The organism is Mesorhizobium sp. M7A.F.Ca.US.011.01.1.1 (genome assembly GCF_003998295.1).
In the GTDB taxonomy this organism is placed as follows: Bacteria; Pseudomonadota; Alphaproteobacteria; order Rhizobiales; family Rhizobiaceae; genus Mesorhizobium.
In genome coordinates this window covers 91107-110315 of sequence record NZ_RZRT01000002.1, presented here as the reverse complement: position 1 = coordinate 110315, position 19209 = coordinate 91107, and the positions used below count along the sequence as shown (strand labels likewise).

Annotated in this window: 21 protein-coding genes; 6 read left to right on the top strand and 15 right to left on the bottom strand. The window is 63.3% G+C overall.

What is annotated here, in order from left to right:
• Positions 1–148: 148 nt before the first annotated feature.
• Positions 149–1087, top strand: coding sequence for an alpha/beta hydrolase (locus tag EOA13_RS03110; protein WP_127289616.1), 939 nt, complete (start codon positions 149–151; stop codon positions 1085–1087).
• A gap of 32 nt (positions 1088–1119) precedes the next feature.
• On the opposite strand, the gene EOA13_RS03105 is transcribed toward EOA13_RS03110, so the two are convergent.
• The 5 genes from EOA13_RS03105 to EOA13_RS03085 form a co-directional block, all read right to left on the bottom strand.
• Positions 1120–2775 carry an FAD-binding dehydrogenase gene (locus EOA13_RS03105; RefSeq protein WP_127289614.1) on the bottom strand — a complete coding sequence of 552 codons (1656 nt, stop codon included), beginning with the start codon at positions 2773–2775 and terminating at the stop codon, positions 1120–1122.
• 39 nt (positions 2776–2814) lie between these two features.
• Positions 2815–3801: a Gfo/Idh/MocA family oxidoreductase gene (locus tag EOA13_RS03100; protein ID WP_127289612.1), complete on the bottom strand. Its 987-nt coding sequence runs from the start codon at positions 3799–3801 to the stop codon at positions 2815–2817.
• Positions 3802–3870: 69 nt separating this feature from the next.
• Positions 3871–4446 carry a YceI family protein gene (locus EOA13_RS03095; RefSeq protein WP_023810598.1) on the bottom strand — a complete coding sequence of 192 codons (576 nt, stop codon included), beginning with the start codon at positions 4444–4446 and terminating at the stop codon, positions 3871–3873.
• Positions 4447–4514: 68 nt separating this feature from the next.
• The gene (locus tag EOA13_RS03090) at positions 4515–5087 is read right to left on the bottom strand and encodes a cytochrome b (protein WP_127289610.1); all 573 of its coding nucleotides are present in this window, start codon (positions 5085–5087) and stop codon (positions 4515–4517) included.
• A 201-nt stretch (positions 5088–5288) separates the two neighbouring features.
• The gene (locus tag EOA13_RS03085; RefSeq protein WP_127289608.1) at positions 5289–6179 is read right to left on the bottom strand and encodes a LysR family transcriptional regulator; all 891 of its coding nucleotides are present in this window, start codon (positions 6177–6179) and stop codon (positions 5289–5291) included.
• Between the two features lie 96 nt (positions 6180–6275).
• Here EOA13_RS03085 and EOA13_RS03080 point away from each other — a divergent pair, with 96 nt between their 5' ends.
• Positions 6276–7271 carry an aldo/keto reductase gene (locus EOA13_RS03080; RefSeq protein ID WP_127289606.1) on the top strand — a complete coding sequence of 332 codons (996 nt, stop codon included), beginning with the start codon at positions 6276–6278 and terminating at the stop codon, positions 7269–7271.
• 273 nt (positions 7272–7544) lie between these two features.
• Here EOA13_RS03080 and EOA13_RS03075 read toward each other — a convergent pair whose 3' ends face one another.
• The 9 genes from EOA13_RS03075 to infC form a co-directional block, all read right to left on the bottom strand.
• Positions 7545–8147, bottom strand: coding sequence for a nucleotidyltransferase family protein (locus EOA13_RS03075; RefSeq protein WP_127289604.1), 603 nt, complete (start codon positions 8145–8147; stop codon positions 7545–7547).
• Between the two features lie 38 nt (positions 8148–8185).
• A complete protein-coding gene (pheT, locus tag EOA13_RS03070) occupies positions 8186–10594 on the bottom strand; it encodes a phenylalanine--tRNA ligase subunit beta (protein WP_127289602.1) in 2409 nt (802 codons plus the stop codon).
• Complete coding sequence (locus tag EOA13_RS03065; protein ID WP_127289600.1) at positions 10591–11013, bottom strand: GFA family protein; 423 nt, start codon at positions 11011–11013, stop codon at positions 10591–10593. Before EOA13_RS03065 ends, pheT begins: the two co-directional genes overlap by 4 nt.
• Complete coding sequence (gene pheS / locus EOA13_RS03060; RefSeq protein WP_127289598.1) at positions 11010–12107, bottom strand: phenylalanine--tRNA ligase subunit alpha; 1098 nt, start codon at positions 12105–12107, stop codon at positions 11010–11012. Before pheS ends, EOA13_RS03065 begins: the two co-directional genes overlap by 4 nt.
• Before the next feature lie 141 nt (positions 12108–12248).
• A complete protein-coding gene (rplT, locus tag EOA13_RS03055) occupies positions 12249–12650 on the bottom strand; it encodes a 50S ribosomal protein L20 (protein ID WP_023672281.1) in 402 nt (133 codons plus the stop codon).
• Between the two features lie 148 nt (positions 12651–12798).
• Positions 12799–13002 carry a 50S ribosomal protein L35 gene (rpmI, locus tag EOA13_RS03050; RefSeq protein WP_006201248.1) on the bottom strand — a complete coding sequence of 68 codons (204 nt, stop codon included), beginning with the start codon at positions 13000–13002 and terminating at the stop codon, positions 12799–12801.
• A 182-nt stretch (positions 13003–13184) separates the two neighbouring features.
• Positions 13185–13829: an isoprenylcysteine carboxylmethyltransferase family protein gene (locus EOA13_RS03045; RefSeq protein ID WP_127289596.1), complete on the bottom strand. Its 645-nt coding sequence runs from the start codon at positions 13827–13829 to the stop codon at positions 13185–13187.
• Positions 13830–13971: 142 nt separating this feature from the next.
• Positions 13972–14598 carry an isoprenylcysteine carboxylmethyltransferase family protein gene (locus EOA13_RS03040; protein WP_023810607.1) on the bottom strand — a complete coding sequence of 209 codons (627 nt, stop codon included), beginning with the start codon at positions 14596–14598 and terminating at the stop codon, positions 13972–13974.
• Between the two features lie 129 nt (positions 14599–14727).
• Positions 14728–15264 carry a translation initiation factor IF-3 gene (gene infC / locus EOA13_RS03035; RefSeq protein WP_023810608.1) on the bottom strand — a complete coding sequence of 179 codons (537 nt, stop codon included), beginning with the start codon at positions 15262–15264 and terminating at the stop codon, positions 14728–14730.
• A gap of 203 nt (positions 15265–15467) precedes the next feature.
• Between infC and EOA13_RS03030 the strand changes: the two genes are divergently transcribed.
• From EOA13_RS03030 to EOA13_RS03015, 4 genes are all read left to right on the top strand, one after another.
• Entirely contained in the window at positions 15468–16238 is a 771-nt protein-coding gene (locus EOA13_RS03030; RefSeq protein ID WP_127289594.1) for an alpha/beta hydrolase, read from the top strand.
• Positions 16238–17380, top strand: coding sequence for a benzoate/H(+) symporter BenE family transporter (locus tag EOA13_RS03025; protein WP_127289592.1), 1143 nt, complete (start codon positions 16238–16240; stop codon positions 17378–17380). Before EOA13_RS03030 ends, EOA13_RS03025 begins: the two co-directional genes overlap by 1 nt.
• A gap of 117 nt (positions 17381–17497) precedes the next feature.
• Complete coding sequence (locus EOA13_RS03020; protein ID WP_013528315.1) at positions 17498–17980, top strand: DUF2852 domain-containing protein; 483 nt, start codon at positions 17498–17500, stop codon at positions 17978–17980.
• Between the two features lie 199 nt (positions 17981–18179).
• Entirely contained in the window at positions 18180–18938 is a 759-nt protein-coding gene (locus EOA13_RS03015) for a M48 family metallopeptidase (protein WP_127289590.1), read from the top strand.
• A 5-nt stretch (positions 18939–18943) separates the two neighbouring features.
• Here the strand turns inward: EOA13_RS03015 and EOA13_RS03010 are convergent, their stop codons facing one another.
• Positions 18944–19162 (bottom strand): hypothetical protein, encoded by a 219-nt coding sequence (locus EOA13_RS03010; protein ID WP_127289588.1) that lies wholly within the window; start codon positions 19160–19162, stop codon positions 18944–18946.
• Between the last annotated feature and the right edge of the window lie 47 nt (positions 19163–19209).

The following is a 19209-nucleotide window of genomic DNA, read 5'->3' as shown; positions in this document are numbered from 1 at the left end:
GGGGAGATCGGACGTCGTTTCTGCTTTCGCCAATAGTCGACGCTGCAAGAAGAGCACCGCGATCGAAACTGCCAATCTCCCCCCTTGCGGGGGAGATGGCCGGCAGGCCAGAGGGGGGTGCCCAGGTTCGACTTCGGCAGCCTCACTCATGACCGACTACAAAACCCTCATCGACGCCGAGACGTGGGCCTTTATCGAGCGGACGAATTCCTATTACCCGCCCGATACGATCGACTACACGATCGCGCAGCAGCGCGAGATCTATGACCGGATGTGCCGCGAGTTCTTTGCCGGCCATCCCGACGGCGTTGCGGTCGAAACCTCCGCAATTTCAACCCTCAGGCACGACATCCCGATCCGCATCTACCGAAGCGCGCCGCAGGCGGCAGTGACGGTGCTTTATGCCCATGGCGGCGGTTTCATCCTCGGCGGACTGGACAGCCATGACGATGTCTGCGCCGAACTGTGCGCCCGCACCGGCTATGAGGTGGTCTCGGTCGATTATCGGCTGGCGCCGGAGCATCTGCATCCGGCCGCTTTCGACGATGCTACGAGCGCCTTCGAATGGGCCGCCGCCAATCGCCATCATCCTATCGTGCTCTGCGGCGACAGCGCCGGCGGCAATCTCTGCGCCGCCGTCAGTCACGCCACGCGCGGCCATTCGAAAAGGCCGATCGGCCAGGTTCTGATCTATCCCGGCCTCGGCGGCGACCGGTCGCAAGGATCGTACATAACGCATGCCGAAGCGCCGATGCTGACAACGCGCGATCTCGAATTCTACAAGAACATCCGCACCGGCGGGCAAGACGGCACCGGCGACATCACGCAGTCGCCGCTTGCCGACGCCGATTTCGCCTACCTGCCGCCGACAGTGCTGATCACCGCGCAATGCGATCCCCTGTCGTCCGACGGCGAAGCCTATCGCGACCGCATCGTCGCGGCCGGCGGACGGGCATACTGGTTCGAGGAACCGGGCCTGGTGCATGGCTATCTCAGGGCTCGGCACACGGTCGGCCGCGCCCGCGCGAGTTTTACCCGGATCGTTGACGCGGTTGCTGCCCTTGGACAGGGTGCCTGGCACTGGTGAGCGGTCTTTTCGCCTCGCCGCCTGAAACCTTATTACACCGAGGCAGCCGCCGACCGGCCGGCGCTGCGGCCGGAAAAGATGCAGCCGCCGAGGAAGGTGCCTTCGAGCGCCGCATAGCCATGCACGCCGCCGCCGCCGAAACCGGCGGCTTCGCCGACGGCGTAGAGCCCGGCGACCGGCTGGCCATCGGCACCCAGCACGCGGCTGTCGAGATCGGTCTGCAGGCCACCCAGCGTCTTGCGGGTCAGGATGTTGAGCCGCACCGCGATCAGCGGGCCGTTTGCCGGGTCGAGCATCTTGTGCGGCTTTGCCGTGCGGATCAGCCGGTCGCCGGGATAGGCGCGCGCCCCGCGCAAAGCGGTGATCTGCATATCCTTGGAGAACGGGTTGTCGAGCTGCCGGTCGCGGGCGCGGATTTCGCGCTCGACCTGGGCCACCCCAAGAAGCGGCTCGCCGCCGGCAAGCGCGTTCATGCGCGCGACCAGCGCCGGCAAATCGGCCTCGACGATGAAATCCTCACCTTTTTCCATGAACGCCTTGACCGGACCCGGAATGCCCGAGGTGGCGCGGCCGAGCACCTGGCGCCAGCTCTTGCCGGTCAAATCGGGGTTCTGTTCTGAGCCCGACAGCGCGAACTCCTTCTGGATGATCTTCTTGGTCAGGATGAACCAGGAATAATCGAAGCCGGTGCTCATGATGTGGCTGAGCGTGCCCAGCGTGTCGAAGCCGGGATAGAGCGGCACCGGCAGGCGCTTGCCGCGGGCATCGAGCCACAGCGATGACGGGCCGGGCAGGATGCGGATCGCATGGTCGGTCCAGATCGGCGCCCAGTTCTTGATGCCCTCGACATAGTGCCACATGCGGTCGCGGTTGATGATCGAACCGCCGGCCTGTTCCGTGATCGCCAGCATGCGGCCGTCGACGTGATCGGGCACGCCGGCGATCATGCGCTTCGGTGCAGCGCCGAGCCGTTGCGGCCAGTTTTCGCGGACAAGCTGGTGGTTGGCACCGATGCCGCCGGAGGCGACGATCACCGCTTGCGCATGAAGCTCGAAATCGCCGGTGACATCGCGCGAACTCTTGTGGCCGCGGTCGACGGGGCTTGGCTGCAGGATGTCGCCGCGCACGCCGGTTACAACAGCGCCCGTGCGGGTCAATTCATTGACGCGGTGCCGGAACCTGAAGCTGATCAATCCACGCTTTTCCGCCTCGCGCACGCGCAGGACAAAAGGTTCCAGCACGCCGGGCCCGGTGCCCCAGGTGATGTGGAAGCGCGGCACCGAATTGCCGTGGCCGATGGCATTGCCGCCGCCGCGCTCGGCCCAGCCGACCACGGGGAAGAATTTCAGGCCGCGCTGCATCAGCCAGGAGCGTTTTTCGCCGGCGGCAAAGCCGACATAGGCTTCCGCCCATTTGCGCGGCCAGAAATCCTCGGGCCGATCGAAAGCCGCGGTGCCCAGCCAGTCTTCCAACGCCAGGTCATGCGAATCGCGGATGCGCATGCGCCGCTGCTCGGGCGAATCGACGAGGAAAAGGCCGCCGAACGACCAGAACGCCTGGCCGCCGAGCGACTGCTCCGGCTCCTGGTCGACGATGATGATTCTCTTGCCGGCCTCGGCAAGCTCGGCGGCGGCAACCAGCCCGGCAAGGCCGGCGCCGACAATGATCACGTCCGCATCGTCAGCCATCTTTCCTCCCAGAATTAGCCGGTTACTTTATTGCCGGGGTCAGACGGTCTCCCAGCCGTCCGTGCCGCCGGCGCGGAAGATGGCATCGATGACTTTCTGGTTGAGCACAGATTCCTCCAGCGTGAAGACGCGCTCCTTGCCGCCCTGTGCCGCACGCGCGAAGGTCTCGACCTCCAGCCGGTATTGCTGCGTGCCGGGAAAGCGGAACACCTGCGCCTCGGAGTGGTTCTGGTTGTGCAGTTCGACGCGGTGGTGGTCGTAGAGCCCGGCATTGAAAGGCGAGAACAACTCGATGAAACCCTTCTCACCGTGGAACACCATGACCTGGCGCGCCGCCATCTGCGTCGACAGGTAGAAGGACAGTTCGAAGTCACCGAAATCGGCGCGGATCGAGGAGTAGATGTCGGTGCCGAATGTCTTGTCGCGCTCGATCGTCGCCTGCACGCGCAGCGGCTCCTTGCCGGTCGAAAAGCGCGTCGACACGGTCGGGTAGACGCCGATGTCGGGCAGCGCGCCGCCGCCGAGGTCGAGCTGGTTGCGCATGTTGCTGGGGTCGACGTTGTAGTAGGAGAAGGCACCCTGCACATGGCGCAGCCGGCCGATGGCGCCGCTGGCGATGAGGTCGCGTACCTTGATCCATTGCGGGTGGTAGATGACCATGAAGGCCTCGCAGACCAGCACCTTTTTCTGGTCGCGCAGCTTGATCAGCGGCAGGATGTCCTTGGCGTCGAGCGCCAGCGGCTTTTCGACCAGCACGTGCTTGCCGGCTTCGATGGCCTTTGCCGTCCATTCGACATGCTGCGAGGTCGGCAGCGGGATGTAGACGCCGTCGACTTCGTTGGAGGCAAGCAGTTCCTCATAGGAGCCGAAGGCATGGCGCGCGCCGAAGCGGTCGGCGAGCGCCTTGGCCTTCGACAGGTCGCGGCTGGCGATCGCCGACAGCACGCCGTTCTCCGCCTCGACCATGGCCGGCAACAAATGCTCGCGGCCGATCTTGGCCGTCGACAACACACCCCATCGGAACATCAGGCTTCTCCATCACGATTACAGGCCACGAGGTTTGCCCGAAATTGCCGGAAAAGCCAATGACGAGGGTCAGCCCCTTTTCCCCGTCAGCGTCATGTCGAAGTCGACGATGTTGGAATAGATCGGCGTGCCGACATCCATGCCGTAGCGTGACCTCAACACCTTGCCGGTGACATGGAATTTTATGGTGCCAGCCTTGAGACCGCCAAGCTCGGCCGTGAATTTTTCCGGGAACGTCTTGCCGCGCGCCGTCAGCCGGCCGCTGACGAGGGCCGTGGTGTCGCTGGTTCGGGTCACGCTGGTCGAGCGGAACTGGATTTCCGGGTTCTTGGCAGCATCGAACACCGCGTCGGAGCGCAGGAAGGCATCGATACGGCCCTGGCCGGTGCCGACGCTTTCGGGAAAGATGGTGAAATTGACCTGCGAGCGCCCGACATCGCTGTTGTCGATGCGGATCGACCCCTTGAAGCGGGCAAAGGCGCCATTGAGGCCGCCGCCGCCGACCTTGTCGATGGAGAAGCGGATGCTGGAGCTGGCCGGGCTGATCGAATAGCTGCCGGCGGCGTCACCAAGCGCGACGGCCGCTGAAACAGGCATGGCAAGGCAAGCGGCGACCGCCGCAAATCCGAGGATGCGCGTGTACATGGGATGTTCCTTGTTGGAGGCAGCGCATTTCTTGCGCCCTCACTCCATGAACGAATGAACCGCTCGCTCTATTCCGGATCTGACGAAGGCGTGATCATGCGCGTGAGCACGCCATCCCTGAGCTGGAAATGATGCCGCAGTGCCGCCGCGACGTGGAGAGCCACGAGCGCCATACCGGCATAGGCGAGATACCAATGCGCCGCCGCCCAGAAGCTTTCGGCACCATCCGATTCGGCCAGTGGCAGGTTCGGCATGACGAACAGGTTGAACGGCAGGCTGGGGATCTCCAGCATCGAGACCGACACCAGCGCCCAGCCGGACAAGGGCAAGGCAAGCTGGAATGCGTAGAGCGCAAAATGGGCCAACGGTGCTGCCCGACGTTCCACAGACCCGACCGAACGCGGCAGCGCCGGCGTTGCATTGCCCAGGCGCCAGGCGATGCGCAGGATGATCAGGCCGAGCAGCAGAAAGCCGAAGGATTTGTGCAGCTGGATCAGCTCGAAGGCGGTGCGCTGACTGGTCAGCCGCACCATGACGAAGCCGAGAGCGAACTGGCCAATGAAGATCAGCGCAATCAGCCAGTGAAGAATGATCGCGCCCCAGCCATAGCGGGTGGTGCTGTTGGTGATCGATGTTTGCATGGGACGTGAACGAACGGTGAGGCGGCTTTCTTCCGACGCGCTTCACCCTCCCCCTTGTGGGGAGGGTCGGCTCGCGGTCGGAGCGAAGCGAAGACTGCGAGACGGGGTGGGGGTGCGCCCTACGAGACCCCCACCCCGCTTCGCAAAAGCCGCCTTCGCGGCATTTTACTGCGCGACCCTCCCCACAAGGGGGAGGGTGGGCTATCCACTCACCTTGAAGAAATCGACGAAGGCGCGCAGCGCCGGGCGCATCTGTCGGCGGCTCGGATAATAGACGAAGAAGCCGTCGAAGGACGGACACCAATCCTCCAGCACGCGGATCAGCCTGCCGTCGGCGAGCGGGGCGCGGACATAATCCTCAAAGACGAAGGCGAGCCCGGCGCCGTCGACCGCCGCCTGCGCGATCAGATGGTCCTCATCGAGGATCAGCGGTCCCTCCACCGCCATCTCGATCGTCTCGCGGCCTTTCTCGAATTCCCAGCGGTAGAGAATGCCGCTGGAGAAGCGGAAGCGGATGCAGCGGTGGCCGGCCAGGTCGCGCGGGTGGCGCGGCTTAGGGCTCGCCTCGAAATGGACCGGGGCGCCGACCACCGCGCCGCGAAGGTCCGGCCCGATGCGCACCGCGATCATGTCGCCCTGCAGGCTCTCGCCTAGCCTGACGCCAGCATCGAAGCCGCCTTCCACCACGTCGGTGAAGCGGTCCTCGATGGCGATCTCCAGCACGATGTCGGGATAGGCCGCCGCAAAGGCGCCCAGCCGCGGCGTCAGCACCAGATGCGCTGCCGTGCGCGGCACGGTCAGCCGCAGATTACCGGCCGGCCGGTCGCGCGCTTCGATTGCCGTCTCCAGCGCCAGGTCGATCTCGGAAAGCGCCGGCCGCAATCGCTCGAGTAGTTGCGCGCCCTCCTCGGTCGGGGCAACGCTGCGCGTGCTGCGTGCCAACAGGCGCACGCCAAGCCGGGCTTCGAGGCTGGATACCGCGTGGCTAACCGCCGAAGGCGCGATGGCCAATTCCCTGGCAGCGCCGCGAAAGCTGCCGCATTGAGCGACAGTCGCCAGCACCGCCAGTTGTGAAAGATGCGCTCGATTCATTGATCTATCTTTTAGTACAGCCCGTGCGGATGAAAACCGATTATCGAACACAAGGCAAGGCGCTATTTCTGCCACATCGCAACAAGGAGACGCGTTATGCAAACCCGCAAGCTAGGAACTGAATTGAACGTCTACCCCGTCGGCCTCGGCTGCATGGGCATGAGCTTCGCCTATGGCGGCCAAGCGGAAGCCGATGCGATCGCCACGCTGCACCGCGCCGTCGACATCGGCGTCAATTTCTTCGACACGGCGGAAGTCTATGGCCCCTTCGAGAATGAGATCCTGCTCGGCAAGGCGCTGAAACCGGTGCGTGACAAGGTGACGATCGCGACAAAATTCGGCTTCAAGATTTTGGAGGAAGGTACAGGCCTCGACCGCATGGCGGGCGTCGACAGCCGCCCCGAGCACGTCAAGGCGGTCGCCGAGGCCTCGCTGAAACGGCTGGGCACCGATGTGATCGACCTCTACTACCAGCACCGCGTCGACCCCGACGTGCCGATCGAGGACACCGTCGGCGCCATGGCCGAACTGGTGCGCGAGGGCAAGGTGCGCGCGCTTGGCCTGTCCGAGGCGAGTGCCGCGACCATCCGCCGGGCCCATGCCGTGCATCCAATTGCTGCCGTGCAGAGCGAATATTCGTTGTGGAGCCGCGACCCGGAGGACGAGGTGTTCGCCATCTGCCGCGAACTCGGGATCGGCTTCGTTCCCTACAGCCCGCTCGGCCGTGGCCTGCTGACCGGCACGATCGGCAAGCCCGAGGCCTTGAGCGACGACGACTGGCGCCGGACCTTGCCGCGCTTCCAGGCCGAGGCGATGGAAGCCAATGCCGCCGTCATCGCCACGCTGGAAAAGCTGGCGGCTGAAAAGGGCGCAACCTCGGCGCAGCTGGCGCTGGCCTGGGTGCTGCACCAGGGCGATTTCATCGTGCCGATCCCCGGCGCGCGAAAAATCCGTCATCTCGAGCAGAACACGGCGGCGGCCGGGATCGAACTGAGCGCGGCAGAGGTTGCGGCGATTGGTGATGCGCTTTCGCCGGATAAGGTGATGGGCAAGCGCTATACTGAGGAGCTTCTGGCGCTGGTGAATGGGTGAGCCTGATCACCACTTGGTAGTCGAAGGGGGCGCTTCGGCGTCCCTTTTGCGTGGCGCGGGACGTAGAAGATTGTGAGACCCTGGCGCGAGACACCCCCCTCTGGCCTGCCGGCCATCTCCCCCGCAAGGAGGGAGATTGGCAGCTCCACTGCCGGCACCTCTCCTTCGATGTTGGTGATTGGCGAAAGCCGGCGTGACATCCGATCTCCCCCCTTGCGGGGGAGATGTCCGGCAGGACAGAGGGGGGTGCCTCGCGCCGACATTCCGGCATTCCTACCAAGCCACCACTGAAATCTCCGGCCAGTGCTCCTTCGCCCGCGCACCCTTCACCTCATGCGTTCGCTGGTTGTCCATCACCCGGTTCGGCACGATGCGAAACGAGAAAATGTCGTCGAGCCCGAATGGTGCAACCAGATCGAGCTGCCCATCCGCGTCGTATCGGACACCGACCGCGTGGGTCTTCGACGCGAAATAGCTGACGGATTCGCTGGAGCTGAAATAGCGCGGGCACGGTTGCCCGAATTTCTGCGGATACCACAGATGCACCCGCGCCTGGTTGCGCACCTCGACCGGCAGCGGCAGTCCTTCGAAATGCGCCGCCGCACGGCGGATGACCGCGTCCTCGGCTTCGTAGGACAGGTCGCTGTCATCGAAGTAGAAAAGATCAACATCCCTGATGCCGTAGCCCGACGGTTTGCCGGTCAGGTGGTTCCAGACACTGTTGTAGAGCGCGCCGGACACCACCAGCCAGTCCGGCAGGTCGAGCGTGCGAGCCAGCGCCAGCGCGTCGCGGACCAGCGGGTCGGCAGGCACGATGGCGAGAAACGCCGCGCGCTGTTCTTCGAAAGGAAGTCCGGAATACCGCAGATGGTCCATCGCCCTTTGGAGGGCGATTCGCCATCTGCTCGCAAGTCTTAGCCGCGCAGAACGCCACCCGTCTGCTTGCCGACATTCTCGACGATACGCTTGGCCAGTGCCTCGAAATCCTCGTCGGTCAGTGTCTTTTCAACCGGCTGGATCGACACTTCGATTGCAATAGACTTCTTGCCCTCGCCCAGCGAAGCGCCTTCGAAGATGTCGAAGACCGAAACCGCGGTGATCAGCTTCTTGTCGGCGGCAAGGGCTGCGCGGACCAGCGTGCCGGCCTCGACCGACTTGTCAACGACGAAAGCGAAGTCGCGCTTGACCGCCTGGAAGGGGGACAGTTCCAGTTTCGGCTTGGTTTTCGTCGGCTTGGCCTTCGGTTCGGGCACCGCATCGACGAACACCTCGAAGCCGCACAGCGGCCCGGAAACATCGAGCCCCTCCAGCGTCTTCGGGTGGAATTCGCCAAAGGTGCCGAGCACGGTTTTCGGGCCGAGCTTGATGGTGCCGGAACGGCCGGGATGGTACCAGGCTGGACCGCCGGCCTCGATCTGCAGCCGCTCGACCGGCGCACCGCAGGCTTCGAGCGCGGCGATCGCGTCGGCCTTGGCGTCGAACACGCCGACCGGGCCGGAATTGCCGGCCCAGTTGCGGCCGGAGCCGTCGAGCTTGGCGGTGCCGCGACGCACACCGGCGGCGACGCGCCGCTGTTGGTCGGCGCCGTCGCCCTCATAGGTGCCCGACACTTCGAACAGCGCCACGTCGCCAATACCTTTGTCGGCATTGCGCTGTGCAGCGGCGATCAGCCCGGGCAGCAGCGACGGCCGCATGTCGGACATATCGGCGGCGATCGGGTTGGCAAGCTTCAGCGCGCTCTGGCCACCGCCGAACAGTTCGGCGTGTTTGGCCGGAATGAACGACCAGGTGACGGCCTCCATCATGCCGCGTACGGCAAGAGCGCGCTTGGCCGTGCGGGTGCGGACCTGCAGCGTGGTGAGGATCCTTGCGTTGACCGCGTCATGCGCACCGAGCGGCTGCGGCGCGATGTTGTCGACGCCGTGGATGCGCATGACTTCCTCGACCAGGTCTGCCTTGCCATCGACGTCGGGGCGCCAGGACGGCACGGCGACATCGACGACATCGCCCGATCCCTCCGGCTTGAAGCCGAGGCGCGACAGGATGTCGAGGCTTTCCGCCCTGGGAACCTCGATGCCGGTCAGCCTCTTCACTTCCGAAAGCGGGAAGGAAACGATCTTCGGCTGATAGCCGGCATAACCGACGACTTCCATTTCGGTCGGCGTGCCGCCGCAGAAATCGAGCACCAGTTTCGTTGCCAACTCGACGCCGGGAACCATGAATTCGGGGTCCACGCCGCGCTCGAAGCGGTAGCGCGCGTCGGTGATGATGCCGAGCGTGCGGCCGGTGCGCGCCGTGGTGATCGGATCCCAAAGGGCCGATTCGATCAGCACGTCGGTCGTGTTCTCGTCGCAGCCCGAATGCTCGCCGCCCATGATGCCGGCGATGGACTCGACGCCATTGTCATCAGCGATGACACACATTTCCGGCGTCAGCGTGTATTCGCGGCCATCGAGCGCCTGCACCTTTTCACCATCGCGCGCACGACGCACGACGAGATTGCCGGCAACCTTGCTGGCGTCGAACACATGCAGCGGGCGACCGCGGTCGAAGGTGACGTAATTGGTGATGTCGACCAGCGCGCTGATCGGTCTCAGACCAATGGCGATCAGCCGCTGCTGCAGCCATTTTGGCGACGGCCCATTCTTGACGCCCTTGACCAGGTTGAGCGCGAAGCCGGGGCAAAGCTCCGGCGCTTCGATCGTTACCTTGACCGGACACATGCCGTTGCCAACATGCGGCATGATGGCGCCGCCGACGAGGCGGCCAAGCCCGCTCGCCGCCAGATCCCTGGCGATGCCGTAGACGCTGGTGGCATCCGGCCGGTTCGGCGTCAAATTGACCTCGATGACCGGATCGTCGATATGCGCATAAGCGGCGAAGCTGGTGCCGACCGGCGCATCCTCGGGCAGGTCGATGATGCCGTTGTGTTCGTCTGACAGTTCCAACTCGCGCTCGGAACACATCATGCCGTGGCTTTCGACCCCCCTGATCTTGCCGACCGCCAGCGTCACGTCGATGCCGGGCACATAGGTGCCGGGCGCGGCAAAGGCGCCGATCAGGCCAGCGCGGGCGTTTGGCGCGCCGCAGACGACCTGCACCGGTGGCTTGCCGTCGCCGGTGTCGACGGTCAGCACGCGCAGCCGGTCGGCATCGGGATGCTGAACCGCCGTCAGCACCCTGGCGATGACGAAGGGCTTCAAGCTCGACTTGTCGTCGACATGCTCGACTTCAAGGCCGATCGAGGTGAGCCGCTCGACGATCTCGTCGAGCGTGGCGTCGGTCTCGAGATGATCCTTGAGCCAGGAGAGGGTGAATTTCATGGGACTGTTCCGTCTGGTCTTTTGACGCTTGATTTCAGATGTCTCGGCAGGTCGTCGGACATATGCAGGTAGGGCAGTTGCTCGCCGACATAGGCATGCAGCGTGGGTTCAAAATCGGCTGGCATGTCCATGGCGCCGAGCATGAAATAGATGTCGTCTTCCAGCCGCTCGTCGACATAGGCGATGGGCGAGCCGCAAGTGCCGCAGAACGAGCGCGTCACCGGGCCGTTCTCGTACATCTTCAGCGCCTTGCCGGTGAACGCGACCTGACCGGCCAGGAAGCCGACAAAGGCCGACACCGGCGCGCCGCTGGCCCGCCGGCAATCGCCGCAATGGCAATAGCTGACGTGATGCGGTTCGACTGATGCCTCGAACCGCACGGCGCCGCAGCGGCAGCCGCCGGCGAAGGGCGCTGTCATGCGCTCAGGCCTCCGAACAACGTCGGCATGTCGAGCGGCCTGAAGCCGTAATGCGACAGCCAGCGCACGTCGGCATCGAAGAAGGCGCGCAGGTCCGGCATGCCGTATTTCAGCATGGCGATGCGGTCGATGCCCATACCCCAGGCAAAGCCCTGATATTCGTCCGGATCGAGCCCGCCATGGCGCAGCACGTTGGGATGGACCATGCCGCAGCCGAGGATCTCCATCCAGTCGGAGCCTTCGCCGAAGCGCACTTCGCCCGGCCGCGAGCGGTCGCACTGGATGTCGACCTCGAGGCTCGGCTCGGTGAACGGGAAGAAGGACGGCCGGAAGCGCATCTTGACCTGCGGCACCTCGAAGAAGGCCTTGCAGAACTCCTCCAGCACCCACTTCATGTTGGCGACGTTGGCCGTCTTGTCGATCACCAGCCCCTCGACCTGATGGAACATCGGCGAGTGAGTGGCGTCCGAATCCTGGCGGTAAGTCTTGCCCGGAATGACGATGCGGATCGGCGGCTTCTTCGTCTCCATGGTGCGGATCTGCACCGGCGAAGTGTGCGTGCGCAAAAGCTTGCGCTCGCCCTTCTCGTCCGGCTGGAAGAAAAAGGTGTCGTGCATCTCGCGCGCCGGATGGCCTTCTGGGAAATTCAGCGCGGTGAAATTGTAGTAATCGGTCTCGATATCGGGACCTTCGGCGATGGAGAAACCGAGGTCGCCGAAGATCGCCGCAATCTCGTCGATGACCTGGCTGATCGGGTGGATACGGCCGCGCTCGGCCGGCGACTGCCGCACCGGCAGCGTCACGTCGACCCTTTCGGCGGCGAGGCGTGCGGTGATCGCCACATCTTTCAACTCGGCCTTGCGCGCAGTCAGCGCATCTGTGACGCGGTTCTTGAGCCCGTTGATTGCGGGGCCTTTGACCTGACGCTCCTCGGCGGTCATGGCGCCAAGGGTCTTCAGCATCTCGGACACGGCGCCCTTCTTGCCGAAGGCAGCGATGCGCACGGCCTCGATGGCCGGCTCATCGGCGGCCGAGGCGATTTCGGCCAGAAGTGAGTTTTCAAGCGTATCCAGGCCAGTGGTTGCGTCGTTCACGGTCAAACTCGCTACGTTGGAAATCAGCTCAAAGTGAAAGTCACTTTTAAGTTGAAAGTTCAGGCAAAAGAAAAACCCGCGCCAGCCGTGCCAGCGCGGGTTCCCCAAATCAGAATTGCGAATGCTTGGGAAGCGCTGGTCTTAGGCGACAGCGCTTTCAAAAGCGTTCGGCGTGGTGTTCTTCAGATATTCGAGCGCCACCTTGGCCTTGGCGACCAGGGCTGCGAAAGCCTGCGGCTCATGGATGGCCATGTCCGACAGGATCTTGCGATCGATCTCGATGCCCGACTTGTTGAGGCCGTCGATGAAGCGGCCATAGGTCAGGCCATGCTCGTGCGTCGCGGCGTTGATGCGCTGGATCCACAGCGCGCGGAACGAGCGCTTGCGATTCTTGCGGTCGCGATACGCATACTGCATCGACTTTTCCACCGCCTGCTTGGCGATGCGGATGGTGTTCTTACGGCGGCCGTAGAAGCCTTTCGCGGCTTTCAGGACCTTCTTGTGCTTGGCGTGCGAGGTGACGCCTCTTTTTACGCGTGCCATGTCATGATCTCCTTAAAAGCAATTCGAGGAAAAGTGCCTTGCGGTTTTCCGTTCGGAATTGCGTAAAACAAATGCGCGTCCGGACCGAATGATCTTATTTTGGCGAATGATGTTTTCCAAAAAGTCTGCAACTTTTTGGCATCATTCCCTAGAGACCGTTCGGCAGAAAATTCTTGATGACCTTCTTGCCATCCGGTTCAGCCAGAACCATCGTGCCGCGGGCATTTCGAATGAACTTGTTGGAACGCTTGATCATGCCGTGACGCTTGCCGGCCGCAGCCGACAGGACTTTACCCGTACCTGTGATCTTGAACCGCTTCTTGGCGGCCGATTTGGTCTTCATCTTGGGCATTTTGCTACTCCGTATTGTTGGCGCACTATCGCGCTTCTTGTTCGCTTCGGGCCGACCAAAGCCCGAAAAGCAAATGAAACCGCCACGGCATGCCCTGCCGGGCGGTTTTCTTGAACGGCGGTGCTATACGTCAAAGACGGCCCGCGCGCAACACCTGTGGAGATGCGGCGCCGTGTCCTTGGTCAGGGCAGCGTGAACCAGACCGGCAACATACCTGACAGCTGGGCTCCGTCTATCAGCTCGAAGGCCGGCAGGGCGACGAGGAAGACCAGGCCGTCGAGCAGCGTGGTCAGCAGCAGGCGGGGCTTGAAGCTGCCCGTATCGCCCTCCTGGTAGAGCGACAGCTTCGGGAAGAAGCGCGGCACCTTCTCCAGATAGGCCTGGTACGGCGCGCCGAGCGCTTCCTTGAGGAACTTCTCTTCGCGCAGGATGACGATGTGGAAGGCACCCGCGCACAGCAGCGCAAAGAGGATGATGCCGGAGAACGAGCCGATCTGGGCGCCGACGCCGGCCGCGGCCACGGTCGAGAACACATAGAGTGGGTTGCGGGTGATCGAGTAAGGCCCGCCGGTCACCACCTCGGAAGATTTGCGCCCGCCTATGTAGAGCGTCGCCCAAAGGCGCCCGACGATGCCGAGGAAAATCAGCAGCACGCCGAACATTTCGATCGACTCATGCACCCAGGTTTCAGGCGGAAACGTCGATTGACCAAATAGCAATGCTGCGAACAGCACGACCACGAGAACGGCAAGCACTATCCGGCGCATATGCTGGTAGTTGCCCAGCCCGTGTGCCTCGACAGGCGCAGACTTGATTTCATTGACCATGGCGGAATCCGATCGTCGAAAAAATTGCCGGCGATCGCAGCTTCTGGCCAAGAAAACAGGGCCCCGCCGATCGTTGGGACGGCTTGCAGGATAATTCAGGCGGATTTAATGCATGTCGCCTCTTTTGACTGCCTACCGCAGCTCAATACAGCCAGAAGAGGACGGGAATTACACCGCTTTCCTGTCCGGACTCGATGAGTTCGAAAAACGGTATGGAAACCAGAAACATCAAGCCGTCGCGCAGCGTGTGATTGAAGATGCGCGGTGTGAAGGTGACCTCGGCCTGATCGCGATAAAGCCGGGGATTGGGAAAAAAACGCGGCACCCGTGCAACGTAGTCCTTGTACGGCGCCCCGAGCACGGTCGTCAAATGCCGTTCCTCGCGCAGCGTGACGATGTGGAACGCGGCCGCGCACAAAACCGCCGACGCTACCGCGACGATCGCGCTGCCGGTCTGGGTGCCGATGCCGACGGCCGCTACGGTGGAGAAAAAATACAGCGGGTTGCGCATCACCGAATATGGGCCGGTTGCAACCACTTCGGCCGACTTGCGGCCGCCGATATAGAGGATCGACCAGAGCCGGCCGCCGATCCCGATCAGTATCAGGGCGATCCCGTGCGCCTCTATGCGTTCGTGGGTTAGTTCATCGTGCGGGGAGCCGCCGAAGATCAGCAAAGCGCAAAAAGCGCCGATTAGCAGCGCCAGCAGGACGCGCCGGCGCCGCTGATAGCGACCCATTTCACTCGTAGAACGTGCCGCAGCGGTCATGGGAGAATCCTTTCGCCGCGAGGACCGGCAACCAGAATCCTTGTCGAAGCAAGTTGCGGAGAAATCATGGCGGAGGCAAAACAAAACAAAAGGCCGCCGAAGCGGCCTTTGCTTTTGACGGGGATCGCTCTAGCGCGGCGACAGCACCATCATCATCTGGCGGCCTTCGAGCTTCGGTTCCGCTTCGACCTTGGCAATCGTCGCCACTTCCTCGCGGACCTTGTTCAGAAGCTGCATGCCGAGTTCCATATGCGCCATCTCGCGGCCACGGAAGCGCAGCGTCAGCTTGACCTTGTCGCCTTCCTCGAAGAAGCGGCGAACCGCCTTCATCTTGGTCTCGTAGTCATGGCTGTCGATGTTCGGGCGCATCTTGATCTCCTTGATCTCGATGACCTTCTGGTTCTTGCGCGCCTCGGCCGCCTTCTTCTGGTTGGCGTATTTCAACTTGCCGAGATCGAGGATCTTGACGACGGGGGGCACCGCATTGGGCGATATCTCGACGAGATCGAGCCCAGCCTCTTCGGCGAGCAGCAACGCATCGTTGATGGAAATATCGCCGCGGTTCTGGCCATCGGCGTCGATAAGCTGGACCCGGGGAACCCGGATGTCACGGTTGGAGCGCGGGCCATCCTTGGTCGGCGCCGCTGCTTTGAAAGGTCTGCGAATGGTCGTGGTCTCCTTGGCCGTTTCGTTCAGGTTCGTCAGTCTTGATGCGTGGACGCGCAATGTGGTGAGCGCGCGGGCGGAGTCAATAGCACAGCATTGACAGAAAATCACCCTGATCGCTGCCCTGCACCAAACAAAGAACATAGTGAGCACTTTTCGCCACGCCACCGGCTGTGTCACAAGACCCGCGTTGAGGAAAAGCCATGACTGCCACGCCCCCAATCTTTCTGGATGTAGATGGATCGCGCATCGCGGTGCGCCATACTGCTGGCTCTGCGCCAGGCATCGTCTGGCTCGGCGGCTACAAGTCGGACATGCTGGGCACGAAAGCTCAGACGCTGTCGGACTGGGCGGCAAGCGAGGGCCGCGCCTTCCTGCGCCACGACTATTCCGGCCATGGCGAATCCGGCGGCGCCTTTGCCGACGGCACGATTTCGACATGGCTTGCACAAAGCCTTGCCGTGTTCAGGCATTTCACCCGGGGCAGCCAGATCCTGGTCGGCTCCTCGATGGGCGCCTGGATCGCGCTGCGCATGGTGCAGGAATTGCGCAAGGCAGGCGATAGCAACGTCGCCGGCATGGTGCTGCTGGCGCCGGCCCCGGATTTCACCGCCGACCTGGTCGAACCGGTGCTGACCAAGGCGCAGAAGCGCGATCTCGCCAAAAAGGGTTTCTTCGAAGAGCCGTCGGACTATTCCACGGAACCCTACATCTACACCCGCGCGCTGATCGAGGACGGGCGCGATAACCGGGTTATGACAGGCCCGATCGACACCCATTGCCCTGTGCACATCCTGCAGGGCCTGGCCGATGCGGACGTGCCTGCAAGCCACGCACTGAAGCTGGTCAGCTTGCTGCCCGCCGACGACGTGACACTGTCACTGATCCTCGACGGCGACCATCGCTTGTCGCAACCCCAAGATCTCGACATGCTGGTGCGGGCCGTCGATGCGATGGCGCAGAGGGGAAACTGATGCGCGTATCCATCCCGATATCCGCCTTCGTCGCGGCGATCGTCGGCTTCGGCGGCACGCTGGCCATCGTCATCGCCGCCGCCACCGCAGTCGGTGCGACGCAGATCGAGACGGCAAGCTGGGTGACGACGATCTGCCTGGCTATGGCGATCGAGAGCCTGTGGCTGTCATGGCGCACGAAAATGCCTGTCATCACCGCCTGGTCGACGCCGGGCCTGGCGCTGATCGCGGCATCGAGCGGCTTTTCGATGAGCGAGGCCGTCGCCGGCTTCATCGTCACCGGCGTCCTTCTGATCGCCACAGGGCTGTTTCGGCCCCTGACCAAGCTGATCTCGAGGATACCGCCCTCCGTAGCCTCGGGCATGTTGGCCGGTATCGTCGTCACCTTCGCGCTCAATGCGGTGAAGACCATTCCGATCGACCCGTGGCTGATCCTGCCGCTGATCGCCGCCTTCTTCGTCATCAGGCTGTTCAACCCGGCGCTATCGGTGCTGGCGGTTCTGATCGGCGGTGGCCTCGCCGCTTTCCTCACCGGCCGTGTCGGCGGCCTGCCGACACCGGAACTGTCGACGCTGACGCTGATTGCGCCTGACTTCACCACCAAGGCGGTGATCGGCCTGGCACTGCCGCTCTACCTCGTCACCATGGCGTCGCAAAACCTGTCCGGCCTCGCCGTGCTGCGCGCCGCCGGCTATCACCCGGAGCCCGGCCCGCTGATCGGCGTCACCGGCCTGTTTTCGCTGCTCTCGGCGCCGTTCGGCGGCTCGACGACCAATCTGGCGGCGATCTCGGCGGCGATCTGCACCGGACCGGACGTCCACCCCGATCCCGCCGAGCGCTGGAAGACCGGGCCGTTTTATGCGCTCGCCTATCTCATCTTTGCTATTTTCGGCGCCTCGCTGGTGGCGATCTTCGCGGTGCTGCCGCAGAGCCTGATCGTGCTGGTGGCAGGCCTGGCGCTGATGGCGTCGCTCGCCAACGCGCTGTCTATCGCGCTGAAGGAAGAGGCGGATCGCATGGCCGCCACCGTCACCTTTGTCGTCACCGCGTCGGGCCTGACGCTGTTCGGCGTTGGCGCCGCATTCTGGGGCCTGATTGCCGGGCTGGTCGTGCTTTCCCTCGATATGATCAAAAAGCGATAATCATTTCAGATGCTTGTCCGGATTTGGCGGATATTGTCTTGAATCGCCGTTTTTCTCTTCCCATTTCGATTCCACGCAGCCGGGTTTGGCTGTCTCCAACCGAAGGAATGGGAGAAAATGAACACATCCGCATTGATCCGTCCGGCCTGGACGCCGGCAACCATCGCGTTGATGGTTGTGGGTTTCATGGTGTTCTGGCCACTCGGCTTCGCCATGCTCGCCTACATCATCTGGGGCGACCGCCTCGATGGCTTCAAGCGTGACGTCAACCGCGCGACCGACGGCATCTTCGCCGGATGCCGCCGCGGTTCCGACAAGGCCGCGCGCTGGGGCAATGGCTCCGCCCGCACCGGCAACGTCGCTTTCGACGACTGGCGCGAAAAGGAACTGGAGCGCCTGAACGAAGAGCGTCGCAAGCTCGACGAGATGCTGACCCAGTTCGACGAGTATGCCCGCGAATTGCGCCGCGCCAAGGATCAGGACGAGTTCGACCGGTTCATGGCCAACCGCAACAAGTCGACGGCTCCGACGAAGACCGATCCGGGCACTGGGACAACGACCACCAAGCGTGGCAAGGGTTCGAACCTGCTTGACGACTGAGGCCCGACGCATAACCCCGAAACCGGAACCGGTTTTCGGAAAGGGTCATGCGCCAACTTAAAGTGCTACAGCGTCCTTTGCGCGTCCCAGAGGACGCGCGGCGCTGTAGGACAGGCCAAGGTATGACGACGGCGTCGCGCGAGCGGCGCCGTTTCTTTTTTGTTCTAGTCGTTTTTCTCGAATCGCGTATCGTCCCGCCATGACTCTCGGCTTCTTGCGCAATCTGACAAAGCCCAAGCCCACGCCTGTCGTGGAACGCGAATATTGCGTCGCCGGCCGCACGCTGCCGCTCAAGATCGTCGAGAGCGCCAGGGCGCGCCGAATGACGCTGCGCATCGATTCAGGCGGCCAGGGTCTGCGCATCACCGTGCCGCCAGGCCTGCGCCGCGGCGAGGTGGACAGGTTCCTCGAGCGGCACCAGGACTGGCTGGAGCAGCGACTGGCCAAGGTGCCGACGCGGCCGCAGGTGCGGCCCGGCATCAGGATCCCGGTGCGTGGCGTGGCGCACCGCATCGTCCATGAGCCATCAAAGCGCGGGACCGTGACGGTGTCGAGCGATGAGCGCGGCCCGCTGCTGATCGTGCACGGCGATCGCATACACCTACCGCGCCGCATCGCCGACTTCCTCAAGCGCGAGGCCAAGAAGGACATCGAGAAGCTGGTGCTCAAGCACACCCAGGCGTTGGGCAAACGCGCCAAGGCCGTCCGCTTCAAGGACACGTCGAGCCGCTGGGGCTCCTGCACCTCCGAAGGCAATCTGTCCTTCTCCTGGCGCATCATGATGGCGCCGTCGCCGGTCATCAACTACCTTGTGGCGCATGAAGTGGCGCATCTCAAGGAGATGAACCACGGTCCGAAATTTTGGAAATTGTGCGAAAAGCTCTGCCCCGACACCGATCGCTGCAAGGACTGGCTGAAGCGCAATGGCGGTGCGCTGCAGGCGATCATGTTCGAGTAGATCGCTCAGTCGTCGTTGGCGGCGTTCAAATCCTCAGGCCGCAGCCCCTCATCGCCATGATGCGGCCACGGCAGGAAATTGCCGTCGAACTCATCGCCGCCGAAATAGTCGAGCGCCCGGTGCGCTTCGGCGCCATTGAAGGCAGCCTTGTCGATCAGGTGCGCGATGACCTCGCGCGCCTGCGCTATCTTCTGCCTGAGTTCGGCAATTGTCCTGTCGGTCATGATCGTGCTCCCGCCTTGCATCCTGTCCATCCATAGGTAGCGCCTTT